Source organism: Bradyrhizobium mercantei (genome assembly GCF_001982635.1).
In the GTDB taxonomy this organism is placed as follows: Bacteria; Pseudomonadota; Alphaproteobacteria; order Rhizobiales; family Xanthobacteraceae; genus Bradyrhizobium; species Bradyrhizobium mercantei.
In genome coordinates, this window is the sequence record NZ_MKFI01000010.1 from 86,577 (window position 1) to 106,513 (window position 19,937).

The 19,937-nt window shown below is 64.5% G+C and carries 18 protein-coding genes; 8 read left to right on the plus strand and 10 right to left on the minus strand.

Going from position 1 to position 19,937, the window contains the following annotated elements; translation table 11 throughout:
- Nucleotides 1-19: 19 nt before the first annotated feature.
- Nucleotides 20-562, plus strand: a complete 543-nt coding sequence (locus BI327_RS36375) for an RNA polymerase sigma factor (protein WP_076866190.1) — start codon at nucleotides 20-22, stop codon at nucleotides 560-562.
- Nucleotides 563-594: 32 nt separating this feature from the next.
- On the opposite strand, the gene BI327_RS36380 is transcribed toward BI327_RS36375, so the two are convergent.
- The 7 genes from BI327_RS36380 to BI327_RS36410 all read right to left on the minus strand — a co-directional run bounded on the left by BI327_RS36380 (nucleotide 595) and on the right by BI327_RS36410 (nucleotide 8,761).
- On the minus strand, nucleotides 595-1,527 hold the full coding sequence (locus BI327_RS36380) for a sugar-binding protein (RefSeq protein WP_076866191.1): 933 nt from the start codon (nucleotides 1,525-1,527) through the stop codon (nucleotides 595-597).
- 98 nt (nucleotides 1,528-1,625) lie between these two features.
- Nucleotides 1,626-2,708 carry an ABC transporter permease gene (locus BI327_RS36385; protein ID WP_076866192.1) on the minus strand — a complete coding sequence of 361 codons (1,083 nt, stop codon included), beginning with the start codon at nucleotides 2,706-2,708 and terminating at the stop codon, nucleotides 1,626-1,628.
- The gene (locus BI327_RS36390; RefSeq protein WP_076866193.1) at nucleotides 2,708-3,472 is read right to left on the minus strand and encodes an ATP-binding cassette domain-containing protein; all 765 of its coding nucleotides are present in this window, start codon (nucleotides 3,470-3,472) and stop codon (nucleotides 2,708-2,710) included. Before BI327_RS36390 ends, BI327_RS36385 begins: the two co-directional genes overlap by 1 nt.
- A gap of 26 nt (nucleotides 3,473-3,498) precedes the next feature.
- Complete coding sequence (locus BI327_RS36395) at nucleotides 3,499-4,848, minus strand: carbohydrate porin (RefSeq protein WP_076866194.1); 1,350 nt, start codon at nucleotides 4,846-4,848, stop codon at nucleotides 3,499-3,501.
- 310 nt (nucleotides 4,849-5,158) lie between these two features.
- On the minus strand, nucleotides 5,159-6,220 hold the full coding sequence (locus tag BI327_RS36400) for an ABC transporter permease (protein WP_076866195.1): 1,062 nt from the start codon (nucleotides 6,218-6,220) through the stop codon (nucleotides 5,159-5,161).
- Complete coding sequence (locus BI327_RS36405) at nucleotides 6,217-7,743, minus strand: sugar ABC transporter ATP-binding protein (RefSeq protein WP_076866196.1); 1,527 nt, start codon at nucleotides 7,741-7,743, stop codon at nucleotides 6,217-6,219. Before BI327_RS36405 ends, BI327_RS36400 begins: the two co-directional genes overlap by 4 nt.
- Nucleotides 7,744-7,807: 64 nt before the next feature.
- Nucleotides 7,808-8,761, minus strand: a complete 954-nt coding sequence (locus tag BI327_RS36410; RefSeq protein ID WP_076866376.1) for a sugar-binding protein — start codon at nucleotides 8,759-8,761, stop codon at nucleotides 7,808-7,810.
- Nucleotides 8,762-9,014: 253 nt separating this feature from the next.
- Between BI327_RS36410 and BI327_RS36415 the strand changes: the two genes are divergently transcribed.
- The 3 genes from BI327_RS36415 to BI327_RS36425 all read left to right on the plus strand — a co-directional run bounded on the left by BI327_RS36415 (nucleotide 9,015) and on the right by BI327_RS36425 (nucleotide 11,941).
- On the plus strand, nucleotides 9,015-10,280 hold the full coding sequence (locus BI327_RS36415; protein ID WP_076866197.1) for an ROK family protein: 1,266 nt from the start codon (nucleotides 9,015-9,017) through the stop codon (nucleotides 10,278-10,280).
- A gap of 79 nt (nucleotides 10,281-10,359) precedes the next feature.
- Nucleotides 10,360-11,118 (plus strand): SDR family NAD(P)-dependent oxidoreductase, encoded by a 759-nt coding sequence (locus tag BI327_RS36420; protein ID WP_076866198.1) that lies wholly within the window; start codon nucleotides 10,360-10,362, stop codon nucleotides 11,116-11,118.
- 169 nt (nucleotides 11,119-11,287) lie between these two features.
- On the plus strand, nucleotides 11,288-11,941 hold the full coding sequence (locus tag BI327_RS36425) for a TetR/AcrR family transcriptional regulator (RefSeq protein WP_076866199.1): 654 nt from the start codon (nucleotides 11,288-11,290) through the stop codon (nucleotides 11,939-11,941).
- 10 nt (nucleotides 11,942-11,951) lie between these two features.
- Here the strand turns inward: BI327_RS36425 and paaZ are convergent, their stop codons facing one another.
- Both paaZ and paaG read right to left on the minus strand, forming a co-directional pair.
- Complete coding sequence (paaZ, locus tag BI327_RS36430; RefSeq protein ID WP_076866200.1) at nucleotides 11,952-13,979, minus strand: phenylacetic acid degradation bifunctional protein PaaZ; 2,028 nt, start codon at nucleotides 13,977-13,979, stop codon at nucleotides 11,952-11,954.
- A 166-nt stretch (nucleotides 13,980-14,145) separates the two neighbouring features.
- Nucleotides 14,146-14,937 carry a 2-(1,2-epoxy-1,2-dihydrophenyl)acetyl-CoA isomerase PaaG gene (paaG, locus tag BI327_RS36435; RefSeq protein ID WP_076866201.1) on the minus strand — a complete coding sequence of 264 codons (792 nt, stop codon included), beginning with the start codon at nucleotides 14,935-14,937 and terminating at the stop codon, nucleotides 14,146-14,148.
- Between the two features lie 387 nt (nucleotides 14,938-15,324).
- Between paaG and BI327_RS36440 the strand changes: the two genes are divergently transcribed.
- Complete coding sequence (locus BI327_RS36440) at nucleotides 15,325-16,305, plus strand: AraC family transcriptional regulator (RefSeq protein ID WP_076866378.1); 981 nt, start codon at nucleotides 15,325-15,327, stop codon at nucleotides 16,303-16,305.
- 37 nt (nucleotides 16,306-16,342) lie between these two features.
- Here BI327_RS36440 and BI327_RS36445 read toward each other — a convergent pair whose 3' ends face one another.
- A complete protein-coding gene (locus BI327_RS36445; RefSeq protein ID WP_076866202.1) occupies nucleotides 16,343-16,591 on the minus strand; it encodes a hypothetical protein in 249 nt (82 codons plus the stop codon).
- 277 nt (nucleotides 16,592-16,868) lie between these two features.
- Between BI327_RS36445 and BI327_RS42080 the strand changes: the two genes are divergently transcribed.
- The 3 genes from BI327_RS42080 to BI327_RS36460 all read left to right on the plus strand — a co-directional run bounded on the left by BI327_RS42080 (nucleotide 16,869) and on the right by BI327_RS36460 (nucleotide 19,872).
- A complete protein-coding gene (locus BI327_RS42080; RefSeq protein WP_143271771.1) occupies nucleotides 16,869-17,435 on the plus strand; it encodes a hypothetical protein in 567 nt (188 codons plus the stop codon).
- Between the two features lie 36 nt (nucleotides 17,436-17,471).
- Nucleotides 17,472-18,491 carry a DUF4424 domain-containing protein gene (locus tag BI327_RS36455; RefSeq protein ID WP_076866204.1) on the plus strand — a complete coding sequence of 340 codons (1,020 nt, stop codon included), beginning with the start codon at nucleotides 17,472-17,474 and terminating at the stop codon, nucleotides 18,489-18,491.
- 166 nt (nucleotides 18,492-18,657) lie between these two features.
- On the plus strand, nucleotides 18,658-19,872 hold the full coding sequence (locus BI327_RS36460; RefSeq protein ID WP_076866205.1) for an acyl-CoA dehydrogenase family protein: 1,215 nt from the start codon (nucleotides 18,658-18,660) through the stop codon (nucleotides 19,870-19,872).
- Nucleotides 19,873-19,937 lie beyond the last annotated feature (65 nt).

Sequence of the window (19,937 nt, forward strand, 5' to 3'; positions counted from 1 at the left end):
ATGGTTTGGGGTCCTGAACGTGGCTGACACCAACGAGGCGAGGCTGCGTCACCAGCTGGTGGCGAACTATGACGGTCTCATTGCGAGGCTGACGCGCCGCCTTGGCTCCGCCGACTTCGCCCACGAGGCGCTGCATGAGACATTCTTGCGGCTGGATCGGGTCACGGACACGGCGCTGGTTCGTAGCCCGGCCGACTATCTCTTTCGCATCGCCATCAATGTCGCGAAGGATCGGCAGAGGGCCCAGACCTATCGCGTCGGCGTGTCCGAGGTCGATGTGCTGCTGGATGTCTGCGACGACCAGCCCGACGCTGCGCGGGTGGTCGAGGCGCGTTCCGAGATCGCAGCCTTCAAATGCGCGTTGGCCGAGCTTCCGGAGCGGCCGCGCCAGGTGCTGCAGGGCATGTCGATCGAGGGCGTCACGGCACAGGAGGTGGCCGCCCGCCTCAAGGTCAGCCTTCGCACGGTCGAAAATGATCTCAGGCTGGCCCTGCGGCACTGCGCGACCGTGCTCGGCCGCACCCTGGTCCGTCGCCCCGGCGGACCCCGGCTGCGGCCGTAATCGATCTCGGCAAGATCGCGCGGCGTGCGTGCCTATTTCAACATCGTGGCTACGTTGTCCTTTGTCACGACGTCGAGACCGGTGTGGATGATCTGCGGCACCTTCTGGCCCTTCTTGATGGCAAACAGCGTATCCATCGCCTTCTCGCCCATCTCGAACGGGCGCTGGCCAATCAGCGCGTTGGCATAGCCTTCGTTCAGAAGCTCGAGCTGCATCTTGAGGGTGTCGGCGACGACGAGCGTGAACTTGCCGGCGTCGATGTCCTTCTTGCTCTTGCTGGCGAACGCCTTGAAGCCTTCGGGGGCGAACATCGGCCAGCCGCCGACCGGGATGATCGCGGCGAGGTCGGGGGTGGCGGTTCGCAGATCGGTCATCTGCTGCACGCCCAGCGCAGGGTCGTCGTTGCAGAAGGTTGGTGATCCCCCGACCTCGGTCCACTTCGAACCTTTGAGCGCCTCACGGACGCCGTCGACGCGCTCGGCCAGGTTCTCCGCACCCGGCCCGCCGGAGATCATCGCGTATTTGCCGCCGTCGGGCCGCAGCTTCAGCAATTGCTTGCCGAGCGCCACACCGAACTCCTTGTTGTCGGTGCCGATATAGGCGATCCGCTTCGAGCCAGGTGCATCCGAGTCGAACGTGATGACGGCAATGCCGGCCGCGGTCGCCGCGTCGATCGACTTGGTCATCGCCGCGACATCGGCGACCGAGATCGCGAGGCCATCCACCTTCTGGGTGATGAAATCCTGGATGATCTGCGCCTGCGTCGCCGGCTCGTGCTCGACGGGACCCTTGTAGATGCATTCGATGTTGCCGAGCTCCTTGGCGCGCTTCTGGCAGCCGTCGCGCGCGAAATCGAAGAACGGATTGTTCATCGCCTTGGGCACGATCACGAATTTGTAGTTCTGGGCAAAGCCGGGTGTCGCCATCATGGCGAGGACCGCGGCCGCAAGAAGTGCCTTCCTCATTGCTTCCCTCCACACTGTTCTTTTGTGCCTATCCTTTGAAATCAGCGGCTCCCGGAGGCGGACAGGCGGACGTTCATGATCTCTCCGGGACGAACTTGTCAGGCCATGCGCGAGCGAAGGCGATCGACCAGCACGGCTGCGATGATGATCACGCCGACCAGGGTCTGCTGCCAGTAGGAGTTGACCTGCGCGAGAACGAGGCCGTTGCGGATCACTTCGAGCAGCACGCAGCCGACGATGGCCCCGAGCGGGCCGCCGGCGCCGCCGGCGAGATTGGCGCCGCCGATGACGGCAGCCGCAATCACGTTGAGCTCGTAGGACGTCGCCATGTTGGCCGGCGCGGATCCCAGCCAGCCGCAGATGATGATGCCCTGCAGGCCGGCCGCGAGCGCACAGATCACGTAGACCTCGATCTTGACGCGGACGACCGGGATGCCAGTCAAGGCTGCCGCCTTCTCATTGCCGCCGAGCGCAAAGACGTGGCGGCCGAAACCGGTGTGGTGCAGCACCACCGCCATCACCGCCGCGAGAACCACGAGATAGATGAACGGTGCCGGCATGCCGAACACGACGCCCGAGGTCAGGGTGTAGAAATAACTGGCTTCCGGGCCGCTCGGAAAGCTGCCGCGGCCGTTGGAAACGACGTAGCCGAGGCCGCGCACGATCGAGAGCATGCCGAGCGTCGTGACGAAGGGTGACAGCCCGAGCACTGCGATGCAGAAGCCGTTGACGAGGCCGACCACCAGCGCGACGCCGAGCCCTGCCAGCACCGAGACGAGCAGGATCAACCCGGGCATGTTGGCGATCACGGTCTTGCCGTCGTCCGCCAGATGCACGAACCACTCCGCGCCAGGCATGCCCGGCGTCGAGATGGACGTCATGACCATCGAGGTGATCATCGCGGAGAAGCACATCACCGAGCCCACCGAGAGATCGATGCCGCCCGTGATGATGACGAAGGTCACGCCGAGCGTGGCGATGGCGATGAAGGAAAAATTCTTCGCCACATTCTGTAGGTTGCCCTGAGTGAGGAAATAGGGGCTGGCGAAGTTCATCACCACGAACAGCGCCACCAGCGCGAGCAGAACGTAGCCCGTTTGCGAGGCGAAGAAGCCGCTTCGCCACCATTTGGCCTTGCCGACATTGGTGAAGACGAGGGGAGATTCCAGGGGCGTGGCCATCACGCAGCCTCCTTCGCTCCCGTGATCAGGGAGGTGACTTCTTCGGGGCTGGTGTCACCGATCGCCTTGTCGGCCCGCTTCTCGCCGCGGCGCATGACGACGACGCGGTCGCAGACTGCGAACACGTCGGGCATGCGGTGCGAGATCAGCATCACCGCGACGCCCTGTTCCTTCAGGCGATGGATCAGGCCCAGGACCTGCTCGACCTGGCGGACCGAAATCGCCGCCGTCGGCTCGTCCATCATCACGAGCTTGGCGTTGGAGAGCCGCGTCCGCGCGATCGCGACGGCCTGGCGTTGGCCGCCCGACATCTGCTTGACGAGATCGTGCGGCCGCGTCTCCGAGCGCAGCTCGGCGAACAGCTCCAGCGCGCGCGCCGCCATCGCCTTTTGATCGAGCAAGGCAAGCGGACCAAACTTGCGCTTGAGCTCGCGGCCGAGGAAGACGTTGGCCGCGGCCGTGAGATTGTCGGCGAGCGCGAGGTCCTGGTAGACCACCTCGATGCCGACCGCACGGGCATCGATCGGCCGGGCGAAATGCACCGGCTTGCCGTCAAAGCGGATCTCGCCGTGACTTGGCGGGAAATTGCCGGCGATGATCTTGACCAGCGTCGACTTGCCGGCGCCGTTGTCGCCCATCAGGCCGACAACCTCGCCGGGGGAGATACGCAGGTCGACGCCATGCAACGCACGGATGGCGCCGAACTCCTTGCCGATGCCCTTCAACTCCAGGACCGCCAGCCCGGCGTCGTGAGGGGTTACCATGGCTGACCTCGCTCAGGCATGCTGGCTCAGAAGTGCACCAGCGTGCGCAGGCCGAGCACCCAGGCATTCTCCGTTTTGATGCCGGCGGCGTTGTAGCCGCGTCCGCCCGGATTGATCACGTACTGGGCGTCGAACTTGAGATTCATCCAGCCGGTCGCCTGCCACCCGTACCAGGCTTCGATCGGAACTTCGTTGCCGCCGGCATTGAGCGTGAGGGCCGCCGAATTCACGTGCGTGGTACCCACCGCGAAGCCGACTTCGTCTTCAGGGCGCCAGGAGAACGTTCCGGTGTGCCTGAAGCCCAGCGCGACCTGGTAATCCTGATACGCCGTCCGGTGATCGGCGACGGTCGTATTGAGGAACATGTACCAGCCCTGTGCCTTGGCACCCTCAACGGTCAAGCGCTGCAGGATCGATTCATAGACGCCATAGCGGCCTCGTGAATCTCCCAGGTTCTGATCCGACACACCGCCGGTGCCCGGGGAGATCGCAATGATACCCGGCAGGCCACCGTCGATCGTCGATGCGCTGTCATACCAGCCGCCGAACCGCCAGGTCCCGTTCAACGGACCGCTCGGTGCCCAGACCACCTCGACCGGCACCAGCACGCCGGAGGCGGGGCTCGAGCCCGGGACGCCCGGGAGGAAGTATGTCGCGGAGTCCGATGTCGTCAGATAATTCGGATTGGCGTCGTAGACGCCGACCGACAGCTGCCATTCCTTGGCGAAGTTATAGTGAACCACACCGGCCCACTGGCTCACCGGCCAGTTGTAGATGTAGCCGCCCTGGATGTTGCCGGGCTGACCGCCGCAGAAGGTCAGGTTGATGAACTCGCACAGACCGAAGAAGAAGTCGGAGCCGACCGGCAGGCGGCCGCCCTTGAGTTCGAGGCGGTCATCGAACAGCTTTTGCGAATAGTAGAGCTCGGTCAATCGCAGGATGCTGCCGCGGCCGAACACTTCGTTGGTCAGCTGCAAGGCCGGAATGCCGGCCTCGTCATTCAGGTTGCGGCCGAAGCGGTCGACCAGCGTCAGGCCGACCGTGCCGCCCTGGATGCCGGCGAGCTTCGCCATGTCGAACTTGGCCTGGAAGAACAGCTGCCCGGCCTGGGTCGCGGTGTTCCTGTTGCCGCCCGACAGGTTGCCGACCGCTTCGTCACCGAACGTCAGCGCGAGCGAGATGCCCCGTTCCTTGAGCTGCGTTCTGCCGAGATCGCCAAACAGATACGGTCTCGTCCAGAAATCATCGGTTTCCGTGTAAGGCACCGGCGGAGCCTTCGTGAACAGGTCGGCCGCGTGCACGCCGCCGCTGAACAGAGATAATAGAGCGATCCCCACGCCGCACGCCCCCGCGGTGCCTACAGACCTAAGTGACATTTTCTGCACTCCCAGCGTCCCCGGCTTTGTCCAATTTTGTGTCACGTTCCCGCCCAAAGCCCTTCAGCATGAAACGCGCCGCTTTCAGTGCACTGATCCTTCAACTTGAGATAGAAACCGCGCGCGCACCAAAACCTTTCAAGACAATGGTGAGGGTCCGTCCGCCGCCCGGCCGGGCCCGGTCTGCAGCGCGAATGCGGATGCGAGCGTCGTGTGCTTCATCGGTCCTGCGCATCGAACTCCTCCCCATGGTCCTCTATTCAAGTCGCCGCGACCCTATTCCCGATCGCGCTTCGTCCTTATTGAGTGGTCACGCCTGATCGCTCGTCGTTGTCGGCAACGCCGCCGCGCCGTGCGGAGCTGCGTTCTGCAGGCGGGTGTTTTCCTTTGATTTCGGCGCCGTGCGGGCGAGGCCGGCCAGCGCGGCCTTGCGCCGCCGACGGGCCTGCAATTGCTGATCCGCCAGCACGCCGATCAAGATCACGGTTCCCATCACCGCGAAGTTCAGCGAATTGGGAATGCCCAGGATGTTCACGAGGTTCTGCAGCACCTGCAGCAACGCCGTCCCCAGCACGATGCCGAGAATGGAGCCCTCGCCGCCGCGCAGGCTGCAGCCGCCGAGCACGGCGGCCGCGATCGCATAGAGTTCGTAGAAATTGCCGAACGAGCTCGGCGAGACCGAGTTGGTGTAGAACACGAACATCACGGTCGACACGCCGGCGAGGCCGCCGCTGATGACATAGGCGGTCGCGATCACGATATTGGTGTTGATGCCGGAGAAGCGCGCCGCTTCCTCGTTCTTGCCCACGGCATAAAGCCAGCGCCCGTAGACCGAACGATGCAGCAGTACGCCGAGGATCAGCGCCAGGATGATCAGGAAGATGAATGTGTTCGGAATGCCCGCGACGTTGCCGGAGGCGATGTTACTCAGCGTGCTGGCCTCGTCGCCATAGCCAAAGCCGCGCGTCGAATCGCTGGTGTAGTAGCGCGCGGCGCCGCGATAGATCAAAAGTCCACACAGCGTCACGATGAACGGCTGCATTTTCAGCCGCGTGATCAGGAAACCCTGGATGCCTCCGAGCGCAAGCCCGCCCATCAGGACCAGCAACAGCGCCAACGGCCAGGGAACCTGATACGTCGTCAGCAGATCGATGAAGACGACGCCGAGCAGCGCAAACATCGAGCCGAGCGAAAGATCGATGCCGCCGGTGATGATGACGAGCCCTTCGCCCAGCGCGAACACACCGAACAGGCCGATCAGGTTGGCCATGTTCAGCAGGTTCACGAACGACAGGAAGGCCGGATTGATCGCGCCCGTGATCGCGGAGATCACCGCGAGCAGCAGGAACAGGCCGAGTTCCTTCTTCATCATGGCGCAGCGGCCTCCATGGTTTCGAGCGCCTGGCCGACCGCCAGCCTCAGCACGTTGTATTCGCTGAACTGGTCGCGCTCGAGCACGCCGCTGACGCTGCCTTCATGCATCACTGCGACCCGGTCGGAGACGCCGATGACTTCCTCCATGTCGGAAGAGATCATCACGATCGCGACGCCCTGGTCGGCGAGGCTGCGCATCAGCGCGTAGATTTCGCTCTTGGCGCCGACGTCGATGCCGCGAGTCGGCTCGTCGAAGAACATCACGCGCGGCTGCATCGAGAGCCACTTGCCCAGCACCACTTTCTGCTGGTTGCCGCCGGACAGCGTCACGACTTCGATGTCGACGCTCGGTGCCTTGATGGACAGGCGCCTGGCCTGGTCTTTCGCGATCTTGCGCTCGGCCGTGCCGTTGACCAGCCACATCCGCGCCTGATCCAGCAGGCTCGCGAGGGTCACGTTCTCCCGGATCGGCAGTTCGAGCACCAGGCCGGATTTCTTGCGATCCTCCGGCACCAGGTAGATCCCTTGCCTGATCGCATCGCGCGGCGAGGCGACGCCGACTGGCATGTTGTCGACCCTGATCTCGCCGCCGAGCAGCGGGTCGACGCCGAACACCGCGCGGGCGAGCGAGGTGCGGCCGGCGCCGACGAGCCCGGCGAGGCCGAGGATCTCGCCGCGGCGCACGGACAGATTGATCTGCCGGTCGGGAAACGCCGTCGTCACAACGCCGGCGATATCGCAGCCGCCCGGCTGCGGCGCGTGCGCCGGCGGCGTATACAGCGCCTTTAGGTCACGGCCGATCATCAGCCGGATCATTGCGGCATGGCTGAGCTCGTCCCGTGCCAGCTCGCCCACCGTGCGCCCGTCGCGCAACACGACGACCCGATCTGCGCAGCTCATGATCTCGCCCAGCCGGTGCGAGATGTAGATTACCGAGATGCCGTGCGCCTTCAGGTCGGCAATCACCTCCAGCAACCGTTCCGTCTCCGAAATCGTCAGGCTGGAGGTCGGCTCGTCCATGATGATCACGCGGGCGTCGATCGACAGCGCCTTGGCGATCTCCACCATCTGGCGTTCGGCGATCGACAAATTCTCGACCAGCGTGCCCGGGGTGAAATCGGCGCCCAGCCGGTCGAGCAGCGGCGTCACGCGGGCGTGCATCTCGGCATTGTTCACCAGCTTCAGCGGGCCGCCGGCAAGCTTCTCGCGCCCGATGAAGACATTGGCTGCGACGTCGAGGTTCTCGAACAGATTCAGCTCCTGGTGCACGAAGGCGATCCCGCACTGCGTGGCCTCGCTCACCGTCATCCGGCTGTGCTCGTTGCCGCCGATGCGGATCGCGCCCGCGCTCGGCGCAATCACGCCGGCCAGCACGCGCATCAGCGTCGATTTGCCGGCGCCGTTCTCGCCGATCAGGCCAAGCACCTCGCCGCGGCAGACGCGCAGATTGACGTCGTCGAGCGCCCGGACGCCGGGATAGGTCTTGCTGATTGCGCTGAGTTCGAGCAGCGTCTCCGCCATTCGGTATGTCCTCCTGCACACCGCCCGGCAGCCGCAGGCTGCCGGGCGGTGAAGCCGATCGAAGTTACTTCTTCAGCAGTTCCTTCAGATGTGCGGCGAACTCCGCGACATTGGTCTTGCTGATCACCTTGGTTGGCACGATCAGCTTGCTGTCCTTCGGGATCCAGGATTTGTCGCCGTTCAGCGTCTTGATGATGTTGGTGGCGGAGAGGTAGCCGAACTCGTATGGCTGCTGCACCACGGTGGATTCGATCGTGCCGTCGGAAATGCCGCGCAGCGTGCGCTGGTCCTCGTCGAAGCCGACGATCCTCACCTTGCCGGCCTTGCCCGCGGCCTTCACCGCGTCATAGATCAGCGGCGTCTCGTAGCTCCACAGCCCGGACAGCAGTGCGATGTCGGGATATTTGACGAGCACGTTCTCCATGTTCGCCTTGGCCTTGGCGAAATCCACCTGGTCGGTGAACACGTCGACCAGCTCGACCTTGGTGCCGGCGATCGCTTCCTTGATGCCCTGCACGCGCTCGCGGGCGTTGTCGGCGTCCATCGTGCCGACGAACAGGGCGATCTTGCCGCCGTTCGGCAGCGCCTTCTTGATCTCCTCGCCGGCCTGCCGCCCGGCCGCGACGTTGTCGGTGCCGATATAGGCGAGGCGATTGCTCTGCGGCGCGTCGCTGTCCGTCGTGATCAGCACGGTCTTGGCCGCAACCTTGTTGAGCTCTTCGGTTGCATGCGGCGCATCGTCGACCGAGATCGAGATGCCGGCGACGCCGCGCACCAAAAGATCGTCCAGCTCGCGCCGCTGGCCGGCCGCGGTGCCTTCATTGGTGACGATCAGCTCGATATTGTAGTCCGGGTGTTCCTTCTGCGCCTTCTCGAGGCCGCGGCCCGCGATGGTCCAGAAATCGGCTGCGACATTGGTCACCAGCGCGATGGTCTTTTTCTGCTGTGCCTGTGCTATCCCCGTTGCCATCACGAGCGCGGCTGCGCTCGCCAACAACGGCACGATCAATCTTTTCATTGAGTGATTCATATGCACCTCCCTGTCGACACCCCCGGTGAGGGGATTTCACGCCTGGCGCTTTTCACGCCTTATTTTATTCACGTAACTAATAAATTAGCGCGACAAAATGTCCAGTCAAGGATGTTCATGTCCGTGTCTTCAAGCAAAAATAGTGGGAAGGTGATGTATTTCCGCCGCTATGGACGCTTTTTGGCCAATATCTGAGGCGCATCCGTTGAATAATTTTAGCAAGCGAATTAAAAAAGTCGGTATGAACGAGCAGCCCGAACCGCTGAGACGTGCTTCAAGTCTGGCCCGCGGATCGAACCGCGACCGTCTCGTCGAGGTGCTGCGGCTCCACGGGCCATTGCCGCGCGTCGAGCTGGCGCGCAGCACTGGGCTGAGTTTCCCGGCCATTTCGGCCATCACCTCGAAGCTGATGGCGGAAGAACTGCTGTGCGAGGCGGAGCCGGAGACGACAACGTCGTGGTCCGACGATGCCGACGAAGAGGATGCGGATGGCGGCCGCCGCCGCGGCCGGCCGGCGGTCCTGCTGACCCTGAATCCCGAGTTTGGCCGCATCATTGCGGTCTCGCTGCGCATGAACCTGATCGAGACGTTGATCGCCGATTTCGGCGGCTCTGCCCTGGCGCAATCGCGGCTTGAACTCACGACGCGCGGGCTCGATGCAGGCGCGGTGTGCGATCTCGTGATCGCGCAGATCGAGGCCATGCTCGAAGAGACGGCCACGCCGCGAGACCGGCTGCTGGGAATCGGGATCGCGTTGCAGGGCATCGTCGACGCCGACACTGGCCGGCATCTGTGGAGTCCGGCGCTGTCGATCACCGACGTCGATCTGGCGACGCCGATCCGCGAGGAATTCGGTGTCGAAGTCGTGATGGCGAACGACGCGGTCGCGGTGGCGCTGGCTCTCGTGGCGGCCGAGCCGGCTTTGGCGCAAGGCCTCACGGCCACGCTCATGGTCGGCCACGGCATCGGCATGGGCATCGTCGTCGACGGTGAGGCGCGCTGGGGCGCCGGGGCGGGCAGTGAGATCGGCCATGTCAAGTTGACGCCGAACGGTCCGCAATGCCGCTGCGGCCAGCGCGGCTGCATCGAGGCCCATCTCGCCGACTATGCGCTCTACCGCGATGCCCGCACCTTCCTCGACCTGCCGCCGGCGGTGTCGCAGCAACCGTCCGAGGCGCAAATGGCGCTGCTGCGGGCGCGGGCCCGCGCCGGCGATCCCCGTCTCGAGCAGTTATTCCGGCAGGCCGGCCACGCGCTGGCCGAAGCGGTTGCTACGACGATATCGGTGCTGCGCCCGCATCACGTGATCCTCGCAGGTCCGGGCCTCGAGGCGTTCGACATGATGCGCAGCGCCTATGAGGAGCGGCTCGAGCAGGCGGTGCTGCCGTGGCTGCTCAAGTCCACGGCGATCCATGTGCGTCCGAGCGAGTCGGCGACAATTGTCGACGGCATGGTGCGGCGGACGCTGCGGGTCGTGGACCGAAACCACATGGAGTCAACCGAGTGAACCTCGGGAGCCGTGGCTCTTTGCTTGAGCCGTGGCAACGCAACCGACGCGCTTCAGGCGCCAAATCGAGAGAACGCCAATGCAGGGTGCCATTTATCCAAGCCTCAAGGACCGGACCGTCCTGGTCACCGGTGGCGGTTCCGGCATTGGCGAGGCCATCGTCCGCCAGTTCATCGGCCAGGGCGCGCGGGTCGGATTCATCGACATCGATCTGACCTCCTCGGAGCAACTGCTGTCCGATCTGGGGCCGCAAGCCCGCGTGCATTTCGAACACGCCGACCTGCGCGACATCGGCGCGCTGCGCCGTGCGGTCGCCGGCATCCGCGAGGCGCTCGGGCCGGTCACCATCCTGGTCAACAACGCGGCGCGCGACGACCGCCACGCGATCGAGGACGTCACGCCGGAATTCTGGGACGAACGGTTCGCGACCAATCTGAAGCATCAGTTCTTCAGCGCCCAGGCGGTCGCGCCCGACATGAAGCAGGCGGGCGGCGGCGCGATCGTCAACATCGGATCGGTGAGCTGGGTGATCGGGCAGGGCAACATGCCCTGCTACACAACCGCCAAGTCGGCGGTTCAGGGCCTCACCCGCGCGCTGGCCCGCGATCTCGGCCCGCACAACGTGCGGGTCAATTCCATCCTGCCCGGATGGATCATGACGCAGCGGCAGCAGGATCTGTGGCTGACGCCCGAAGGCGTCGCCGAGCTGATGCAGCGCCAGTGCCTCAAGCGCAAGCTCGTGCCGGACGACATCGCCCGCGTCGTGCTGTTCTTCGCCGCCGACGATAGCGGCGCCTGCACCAACCAGAGCCATATCGTCGATGGCGGCTGGGTCTAGCGGCCATGGCGTGACCTCGGGACAGAGGCGCCATTCCAACTGAGCCATGGAATTGTCCGACCGGATGGTCAATAAATGGTGGTTCGGGGCTGCGGTCCCCGAACTCTGCCGTTATTGATTCACATCTCTGGACGATGGCCGAACGGCCGGCTGGTGGAAGCGGAAAGACATGGCCCGATCGCGCGCCAAGGACTACAACGAGAAGCGCCTTTCGATGCTGCATCGCTCGGCCGAGCTGTTTGCCGCCTCGGGCTATGTCGGCACCTCGATGAACACGATCGCGGATGCGTGCGGGGTCTCGAAGGCGCTGCTCTATCACTATTACCCCGACAAGGAAGCGATCCTGTTCGATATCCTGTCGTCGCATCTCGAAAAGTTGGTGGCGGCGGTTCGCAAGGCGAGCGCATCGGCCGGCGATCCGGTCGCACGCTTCAGGACGATCGTTGCGACCCTGCTCGAGCTGTACCGGCATGCCGACGCCGAGCATCAGGTCCAGATCGCAAGTCTCAAGCTGCTGCCGAAGGACAAGCAGCAGCCGCTGCTCGCCAGCGAGCGGATCCTAGTCGGGATCATGTCGGATGCGCTCGCGGCTGCCGTGCCGGCGGCGAAGCAGAAGCGCGTGCTCAAGCCGCTGACGATGAGCGTCTTCGGCATGCTGAACTGGCACTATATGTGGTTTCGCGACGGCGGACCGATGACCCGCGCCGACTATGCCGATTTCGTCGCGCAGCTGGTGCTGGCCGGTGCCGAGGATGCGGCCGCCACCCGGCCGCGCAGCAAGGCAAGACCGGCCGGCCGCAGCCGGCAGGCCGAGTTGCTCTGACGCCGGTCCGTTATGCCCGCATCGCGTTCATCGTCAGCAGTTCATAGGTCGCCGCGGTCTCGCCGGTGCCGGTCGTGATCTCGACGTCCCAGCGCACCTCGCCATACTGTTTGTTGCGCGGCGTCTTCTCCTTCGCGGTCAGCCGCACCTGGATCGATTCTCCCGGCTGGACCGGTTTGATGAAGCGCAGCGAGTCGAGGCCGTAATTCGCCAGCACCGGACCGTAGTCGGGATCGACGAACAGGCCGGCCGCGAACGACAGCAGCAAATAACCGTGCGCGACGCGGCCCGGGAAGAATGGATGCCCCTTGGTCGCTTCCTCGTCCATGTGGGCGTAGAAGGTGTCGCCGGTGAAATGCGCGAAATGCTCGATGTCCTCGAGCGTGATCTGCCGCGCCTTGGAGACCAGCGTGCGGCCGATCTCGAGATCGTCGTAGTGATAGCGGAACGGGTGCAGGTCACCCTCGAGCACCGGGCTGCCCTTGAACCAGCGGCCGGTGACGCCGCTCAGCATACGAGGGGAGCCCTGCAGCGCGGTGCGCTGCATGTAGTGTTGCAGGCTGCGGACGCCGCCCAGTTCCTCGCCGCCGCCGGCGCGGCCCGGGCCGCCATGCACCATCTGCGGCATCGGCGAGCCGTGTCCGGTGTGCTCGCTCGCGCAGTCGCGGTCGATGATCGCGACGCGGCCGTGGAAGCTGCCGATGCCGAAGGCAAGTTCGGTCGCGGCCGCAATATCGTGCGTGTAGACCGATGCGACCAGGCTGCCGCCGCCGCGATTGGTCAGCGCAATCGCCTGGTCGAGATCGTCATACCCCATCACGGTGCTAACAGGTCCGAACGCCTCGATTTCGTGGACTGCGGTTGCGGCGAGCGGCTTCGCGCAATGCAGCAGCAGCGGCGGGACGAAAGCGCCGCGCTTCGCGTCGGCGTCGACCAGCGGGAAATTGTCGGGATCACCGGCGACCAGTTCGGCCTCGGTGCGGAGCTTCGCGACATGGGCAAGCACATCGCTGCGCTGGCCGAGGCCGACCAGCGGTCCCATCCTGACCTTGTCGTTCTCGGGATTGCCGACCGCGACCTTTGCCAGGCGCTCGCGCAGGGCCGCGATCACGGCATCGAGCTGCGCCGCCGGCGCCAGCGCGCGGCGGATCGCGGTGCATTTCTGCCCGGCCTTGACCGTCATCTCCTTGGCCACTTCCTTGATGAAGAGGTCGAACTCAGCGCTTCCCGGCACGGCGTCCGGCGCGAGGATCGCGGCGTTGAGCGAATCCCGCTCGGCGATGAAGCGAACAGCCTCGCGTGCGATGACCGGATGCCGTTGCAGCTTTTGCGAGGTGTCGGCCGAGCCCGTAAACGACACCACGTCCTGACAGGTGAGGTGATCGAACAGGTCGCCGGTCGATCCGACGATGAACTGCAGGGCACCTTCAGGCAGCACGCCGGACTCGGTGATCATCCGGGCCAGCTCGTAGGCGACATAGGCCGTGACCGTCGCGGGCTTGGTGACGACGCCAACGCCGGCGAGCAGCGCGGGCGCCAGCTTCTCCAGCATGCCCCAGCACGGGAAGTTGAACGCGTTGATGTGCACGGCGGCGCCGTGCAACGGCGTAATGATATGTTGACCGGCGAACGCGCCGCCCTTGGAGAGCCCTTCGACGTTGCCGTCGAGCAGGAATTTGCTGTTCGGAAGCTCGCGGCGTCCCTTGCTGGCATAGGCGAACAGCGTGCCGATGCCGCCATCGACGTCGATCATGGCGTCGGTGCGGGTTGCTCCCGCATGGTACGACAGCTTGTAAAGCCGGTCCTTGTGCTGGCTCAGATAGTCGGCCAACGCCTTGAGTAGACCCGCACGCTGGTGGAACGACAGTTTCCGGAGATTCTTGCCGCCGACCGTGCGGCCATAGGCGAGGATCTCGCGCATGTCGAGATCGCTTCTGGTCGCGACCGCCACCACATCGCCAGTGACTGCGCTGTGAATCTCGGCGGCCGGCTCGCCCGCGCCGGACCACTTTCCGCGCACGAAGCTGTCGAGTTTCATGATGCCGTCCGCCGTTCGTGCGCCGCTGGATTGAGTTTGTGTCATCGAACCAAAACCCTCTGACTTGTGATCAATGATGCGTCTTGCCTTGCCGGCGGAACGTTCAATCCGCCCTGGATTGACGCGTTCTTCACGCGAACCGGTACCCACTTCGCTCGAAAACGCCCTAGGCCCGTCCGCTGAACCGCGGCGCGCGCTTGTCGAGGAACGCGGTGACGCCTTCGGCGTAATCCGCCGACCTCCCCGCGCGGCCTTGCAGGTCGCGCTCGAGATCGAGTTGCGCGTCGAGCGTATTGGTCTCGGAAGCATCGAGCGCCTGCTTGATCAACGCAAGACCATCGGTCGGCTGCGTCGCGAGCGAGGCGGCGAGGGCATGGGCTTCCGTCATTAGATCGGTGTCCTCGACCATCTTCCAGATCATGCCCCAGGATTCCGCCCGTTCCGCGGAGATCGGCTCGGCCAGCAACGCCAGTGCGCGCGCCCGTGCGCCGCCGACCAGCCGCGGCAGAAACCAGGTGCCGCCGGAGTCCGGAACGAGGCCGAGCTTCGCGAAAGCCTGAATGAATTTGGCCGACCGTGCCGCGATCACGATATCGCAGGCGAGCGCGACGTTCGCGCCGGCGCCTGCGGCCACACCGTTGACGGCGCACACCACCGGCATCGGAATGCTGCGCAGCTTGCGCACCAGCGAATTGTAGAATTTTTCGATCGGGGCTGCGAGATCGGGCGTCTGGCCCGGCGTGAAGACGCCGTCCGAAAGATCCTGCCCGGCACAGAAGCCGCGTCCCGCCCCGGTCAGGATCAGCGCGCGGCAGGATTTGTCCTGCTCTGCCGCGACCAGCGCGGCCATCAATGCGGTGTGCAGATCGGCGCTGAACGAATTCAGGCGGTCCGGCCTGTTGAGCGTCAGGACGCGATATCCGGCGCGTATATCAGTCAACACCAGATCGCTGACCATGATGACCTCCCGTTCTCGGCTTCTGACGACCGAGGGTCGCGTGACCCAGACCGGATTACTATTGACCGTCCGGTCAGTCAATTATAATTATCCGTGCTCCAGTGCGGACGGCGTCTTCGGGCTTATCGGAGCGAGGACGATTTTAGTCCCGGTCGCGAGTTCGGGCGCGACAAACACATCAAGGTCGGAGCAATTTCGCGCGCTGCACCGGAGCTTCGTATTTGCGATGCTTATGCGCGACGCTTGACAGTTGTCAGATCGAAGCATCGGCGGAACCCGCAAAAGGTTCACGCTGTGGTTGCGCTGCATGGCCCTCATGCTTCGTTGTGCGCCGCCACAAATCAGCCTCATATGAGCGGCGACTTCCGCCGCGATGAGGGCAAGCCGATGACAATGCAGTCGGGCGATATCACGGGGTTTCGATTCTCCACCGCGCATTTCGGCGAGCGAGAGCGCTTGCCGATCTTTCGCGAGCAGATCGGGCGCATGATCGTCAAGCTCGATCCGGAGCCGCTCGACGACGGCATCTTTCATGCCGAAGCGAATGTGCGCGAATTGTCCGGGCTCGGCATCGGGTCCTGGGCGTGCAGCAATCTCAAGATCGCAAGACCGCGCAAACTGCTCGACGGCACCGACGACCTGGTGCTCACGATCATCACCAGCGGCAACGTTCGCGCGTCGCAGCGCGGCCGCGACATCGAGCTCAGCCCGGGACAGGCCGTGCTGCAGTCGAGCGCGGAGGCCGGCAACATGGTGGTGCCGGTGGCGCCGAGCCGCTTTGTCGGGCTCAGGCTGCCGCGCAAGGCGCTGGCATCGCTGGTTCACGACCCCGAAGACATGCTGATCCGTCCGTTGCCGGCGAACACCGAAGCCATGCGCCTGCTGGCGCTTTACATCAGGGAGCTCGATGACAGCTATCAGCTTGCGACTCCCGAACTGCGCAGCGCCGTCGTCAGGCATCTGCTCGATCTCGGCGCCCTGATCATCGGCGCGAACCGGGATGCGGCGGTCGCCGCGGAAGACGGCGGGCTCGCGGCCGCGCGGCTCGCCGCGGTCAAGGCCGACATCAACGACAATCTCAGCTATGGCGATCTCACTTTGCCTGCGGTGGCTGCCCGGCTGAAGCTCACGCCGCGCCATATCCAGCGGTTGTTTGAAGGTGCAGGTTCGACATTCTCGGAATTCGTGCTCGGCCAGCGGCTGGCGCGCGCGCATCATCTGCTGACCGATCCGCGCCACAGCGGCAGCACCATCGGCACGATTGCGTTCGAGGTCGGGTTCGGCGATCTGTCCTACTTCAACCGCACCTTCCGCCGGCATTACGGCGCAACGCCATCGGATATCCGCGCGGTGCCGCGGCGCTCCTGACCGGACCTCTCGATCCATCGGCCGCGCGGTGTGTGGCCTACGGCTCGCCGCAACCAGGCACTCGCCGGATCTGCTCGATCAGCTGCCGCTCACGCTGTGCGGACAACGCCCGCTCATTCGCGCACATCAACATGGCGACGCACGCGGCCTCCGGTTCGGCAGGCCAGGCGATGCTGCCGTCGATCGCGCCATCGCATTTGAGATAGGCGTTCTTCGCATCCCAGCGGATCGCGCTTTCCGGCGCCGGTGTCGCCGCGGCTGTCACGATCAGTGCCGCGCCGATCAACAGGGGCGACCGGGATATCCGCCGATATGATCTGCGCATGTCCATCCTTGTGAAGGTCATTGGCGAGACAGGGATCGTCCGAGGCGGGCGATCATTAGCGGGCGGCTGGTCTGTAAACAACCCTGCCGTCTGACAACCATGCGACGGGCAGCGACAAATTCGATTCATTGCGTCGAGCGACGTCGCATATGTCCAAATCAGTGTCGCGTCGGTCCGTGCCGCATATCCGCGAAGCACGTAAAAGGTAGCTTCCGTCTGATCGCGACAGGAAGAGTACTTGCCATTCAATATCGATCGCAGCGACGGCGCGCGTGCGCGTGCATCGATACTGGATTCGGAGAAAGATCACGACACTGCGAACCGGTTCGGCTTTGCGCGCACTCATTCAGGTAGGATTGCGCTCATGTCGGTTTCGTTCATTCGATCAGCAACAGTGATTTTTTGCCCTCTAGCGGGAATAGCGCCGATCGCCACCGAGGCCGCGGGTGCGAAACCGGTGCTCAGGATCGAAAACGGGTTCCAACAGACCGTCGCGGTCTCGGCGGGGAGCGAACTCTCGTTTGGACCACCGCGGCAATCGCCGATCCGGCTTGGTGGCACCAGTGCCGGCGAAATCACGATCTCGCTTGCGGCCGGCGCTGCCGCCGGTATTGCCAAGCTGCATGTTTTCGAGCGCAGTGCTGTCCCGATCGGATTCATGGTGACGGCCTGGCAGGGCCGGAAATCGATCGCTGTCGTAAAGCTTTGCGGGCATCTCGAGATGGACAGTTGGGCCGTGCTGCCGATCGAGACGACGCACGTCGACGTCTCCGATTTCTTCCCGGTCAAGGACGGATGCGATTGACTGCCGCGAGTTTGCTCCCCAATCAAGAGAGAAGGAATGACCATGCCTCCGATGGCCAAAGGGGCTTTTCTGGTTCTGCTTGCCGGGCTGATGCCCTGGTGCGCACAAGCGAATGACACGTCCGCTGCGCTGGAGACGGGAGGACTTCGCTTCAGGCAGGACCCCGATATCGTGATGCGCTCCGAGGACCTGTTCATCTCCGAAAAGCAGATCCGGATCGTCTACCGGTTCTTCAATACATCACCCGCCGACAAGACGATCATGATCGCGTTCCCGATGCCCGATATCGCGGGCGAGGAGAGCGATGAGAATATCGGGCTCCCCACCGACGATCCCGAAAACATCTTTGATTTCCACGTCACCGTCGACGGCAGGGCGGCGGCGCCGCATCTCGAACAGACGGCGATCGCGAACGATGTGGACCAGACCGCGCTGCTGCGGAAGCTCGGAATTCCGCTGATGCCGATCAGGGGCCCCGCGGGCGAGCTGCTCGACAAACTGCCCAAATCGAACTGGCCGGAACTCGTCAAGCTCGGCGTCGGCGCCGTCGAGACCTATGGGTCGGGTGGTCCGATGCAGGATCATCTGGTACCAACCTGGACGTTGCGCTCGGCCTATACCTGGACGCAGACCTTCCCTGCCGGCCGGGAGATCACCTTCGAGCAGACCTACCGTCCGAGCGTCGGCGGCTCCGTGCAGACCATCATCGGCGCCGACAATTGGCGCAGCAATCCGGAAGCGCCGGCGTTTCTCGCGTCATACTGCATTGACGACGACCTGATCCGTTCCATCGAACGCGCGCGAGCGACGAAGCGCGCCCCCTATCCGCCGTTCAGCGAGCGGTCGATTGCCTATGTGCTCTCGACCGGCGCCAACTGGGCGGCTCCGATCGGTGACTTTCATCTCACCGTCGACAAGGGCGAGCCCAATAATTTCGTCAGTTTCTGTGCCGATGGCGTGAAAAAGACCGGTCCCACCCGCTTCGAGGTTCACCACTCCAACTTCAAGCCGTCACGCGATCTGAAGATCGTCATCTTCGTTCCGAATCCGAACTAGCGCGGGCGAGGCGCATGGAGTGGGGACAAACATTGTCGCGTGATGTCGCATCCGTCCCAATCTCCGTCGCTTCAGTCCGAGCCGCGCACGGCCGAGACGATTAAAAGGCGGCCCCCGCGGATCACCCGCGCGGGCGATTCATCGACGGCGATGCAGCGAGGCGACTATGACAGACACCATCCGATCACGCTTCGTCGATGCTGCCGCGGCGCTCGCGCCGCTGGTTCAGGCATCCGCGCAGGAAAGTGAACGATCGCGGCGGCTGTCTGTCCCGCTGGTCGAGGCGATGGCGCAGGCAGGCCTGTTCCGGCTCTGGATTCCGCGCGCCATTGGCGGCGAGGAGGCCGACCCGATGACCCTCGTTCGGGTGGTCGAGGAGATCTCGCGCACCGATGGTGCCGCAGGCTGGTGCATGGCGATCGGCGGCATCTACGGCGTGTTCGGCGGTTATCTCGGGAAGGACGCCGCGCGGGAGATCTACGGCAGCGACCCGCTGGTTCGAACCGCGGGAGCCCTGCGGCCACTCGGTACCGCCAGGGTCGTCGATGGCGGTTATCATGTCAGCGGCCGCTGGCCGCTCGGAAGCGGCTGCCAGCACTCCGGTTGGATGATCGGCAACTGCCGGATCTTCGACGGCGATCAGCCGCGCTTGGGCCTCGGTGGCACCCCGGTGATGCGCTTCATGCTGTTTCCGACCGCGCAATGCGAGATCCTCGACACCTGGCACAGCATCGGGCTGCGCGGCACCGGCAGCCATGACTATGCGATCGCGGATGCCTTCGTGCCGTCCGCGCGGTCACTGTCGTTTCGCGAACCGCCGGTGGAGCAGGGGCCGCTGTATGCGTTTCCGACCATCGCGCTGTTCGGGACGGCGCTTGCGGCCGTGCCGCTCGGCATTGCCCGCCACGCCATCGACATCCTGGTCGAGCTCGTCGGACGCAAGATCGCGTCGCGCTCGCGCAAGCTGCTCGGTGAGGACGCCTTGGTCCAGGCTGATCTCGGCCGCGCCGAGGCCTTGCTGGGCTCGGGACGGGCTTTCCTCTATGGCACGCTGGGAGAGGCGTGGCAGGCTGTCAGCGCCGGCAAGGAGCTCAGCGTTGCCGAGCGCGCCAGGCTGTGGCTGGCATCGACCCATGCGGCCAACACGGCCAAGCAGGCGACCGAACTGATGTTCGGTGCCGGCGGCTCGGCGTCCGTCGACGTGAGCTGCGGGCTCGAACGCTGCGTGCGCGACGTCCATGCTGCGGTCCAGCACCTGGCTTTGGCGCCAGCCAATTATCAGATGGCGGGTGAGGCGTATCTCGGCGCGGATATGCGGTCCACGCCCCTGCTGTTCTCGGATGATCGCGACGATGCACGCGCCCTGTCCCCCGTGCCGTGAACGGTCGATTGCCTGCCGGCTCGAGACGGTCGCGAAGCCGGTGCTCTGCCTGCTTCTCTGGACTG

Excerpts from the sequence above, each read along its gene's own strand:
- BI327_RS36380 (WP_076866191.1), bottom strand. The coding sequence starts at position 1,527 with ATGAGGAAGGCACTTCTTGCGGCCGCGGTCCTCGCCATGATGGCGACA.
- BI327_RS36385 (WP_076866192.1), bottom strand. The coding sequence starts at position 2,708 with ATGGCCACGCCCCTGGAATCTCCCCTCGTCTTCACCAATGTCGGCAAG.
- BI327_RS36390 (WP_076866193.1), bottom strand. The coding sequence starts at position 3,472 with ATGGTAACCCCTCACGACGCCGGGCTGGCGGTCCTGGAGTTGAAGGGC.
- BI327_RS36395 (WP_076866194.1), bottom strand. The coding sequence starts at position 4,848 with ATGTCACTTAGGTCTGTAGGCACCGCGGGGGCGTGCGGCGTGGGGATC.
- BI327_RS36400 (WP_076866195.1), bottom strand. The coding sequence starts at position 6,220 with ATGATGAAGAAGGAACTCGGCCTGTTCCTGCTGCTCGCGGTGATCTCC.
- BI327_RS36405 (WP_076866196.1), bottom strand. The coding sequence starts at position 7,743 with ATGGCGGAGACGCTGCTCGAACTCAGCGCAATCAGCAAGACCTATCCC.
- BI327_RS36410 (WP_076866376.1), bottom strand. The coding sequence starts at position 8,761 with ATGAAAAGATTGATCGTGCCGTTGTTGGCGAGCGCAGCCGCGCTCGTG.
- BI327_RS36415 (WP_076866197.1), top strand. The coding sequence starts at position 9,015 with ATGAACGAGCAGCCCGAACCGCTGAGACGTGCTTCAAGTCTGGCCCGC.
- BI327_RS36420 (WP_076866198.1), top strand. The coding sequence starts at position 10,360 with ATGCAGGGTGCCATTTATCCAAGCCTCAAGGACCGGACCGTCCTGGTC.
- BI327_RS36425 (WP_076866199.1), top strand. The coding sequence starts at position 11,288 with ATGGCCCGATCGCGCGCCAAGGACTACAACGAGAAGCGCCTTTCGATG.
- paaZ (WP_076866200.1), bottom strand. The coding sequence starts at position 13,979 with ATGAAACTCGACAGCTTCGTGCGCGGAAAGTGGTCCGGCGCGGGCGAG.
- paaG (WP_076866201.1), bottom strand. The coding sequence starts at position 14,937 with ATGGTCAGCGATCTGGTGTTGACTGATATACGCGCCGGATATCGCGTC.
- BI327_RS36440 (WP_076866378.1), top strand. The coding sequence starts at position 15,325 with ATGACAATGCAGTCGGGCGATATCACGGGGTTTCGATTCTCCACCGCG.
- BI327_RS36455 (WP_076866204.1), top strand. The coding sequence starts at position 17,472 with ATGACCATGCCTCCGATGGCCAAAGGGGCTTTTCTGGTTCTGCTTGCC.
- BI327_RS36460 (WP_076866205.1), top strand. The coding sequence starts at position 18,658 with ATGACAGACACCATCCGATCACGCTTCGTCGATGCTGCCGCGGCGCTC.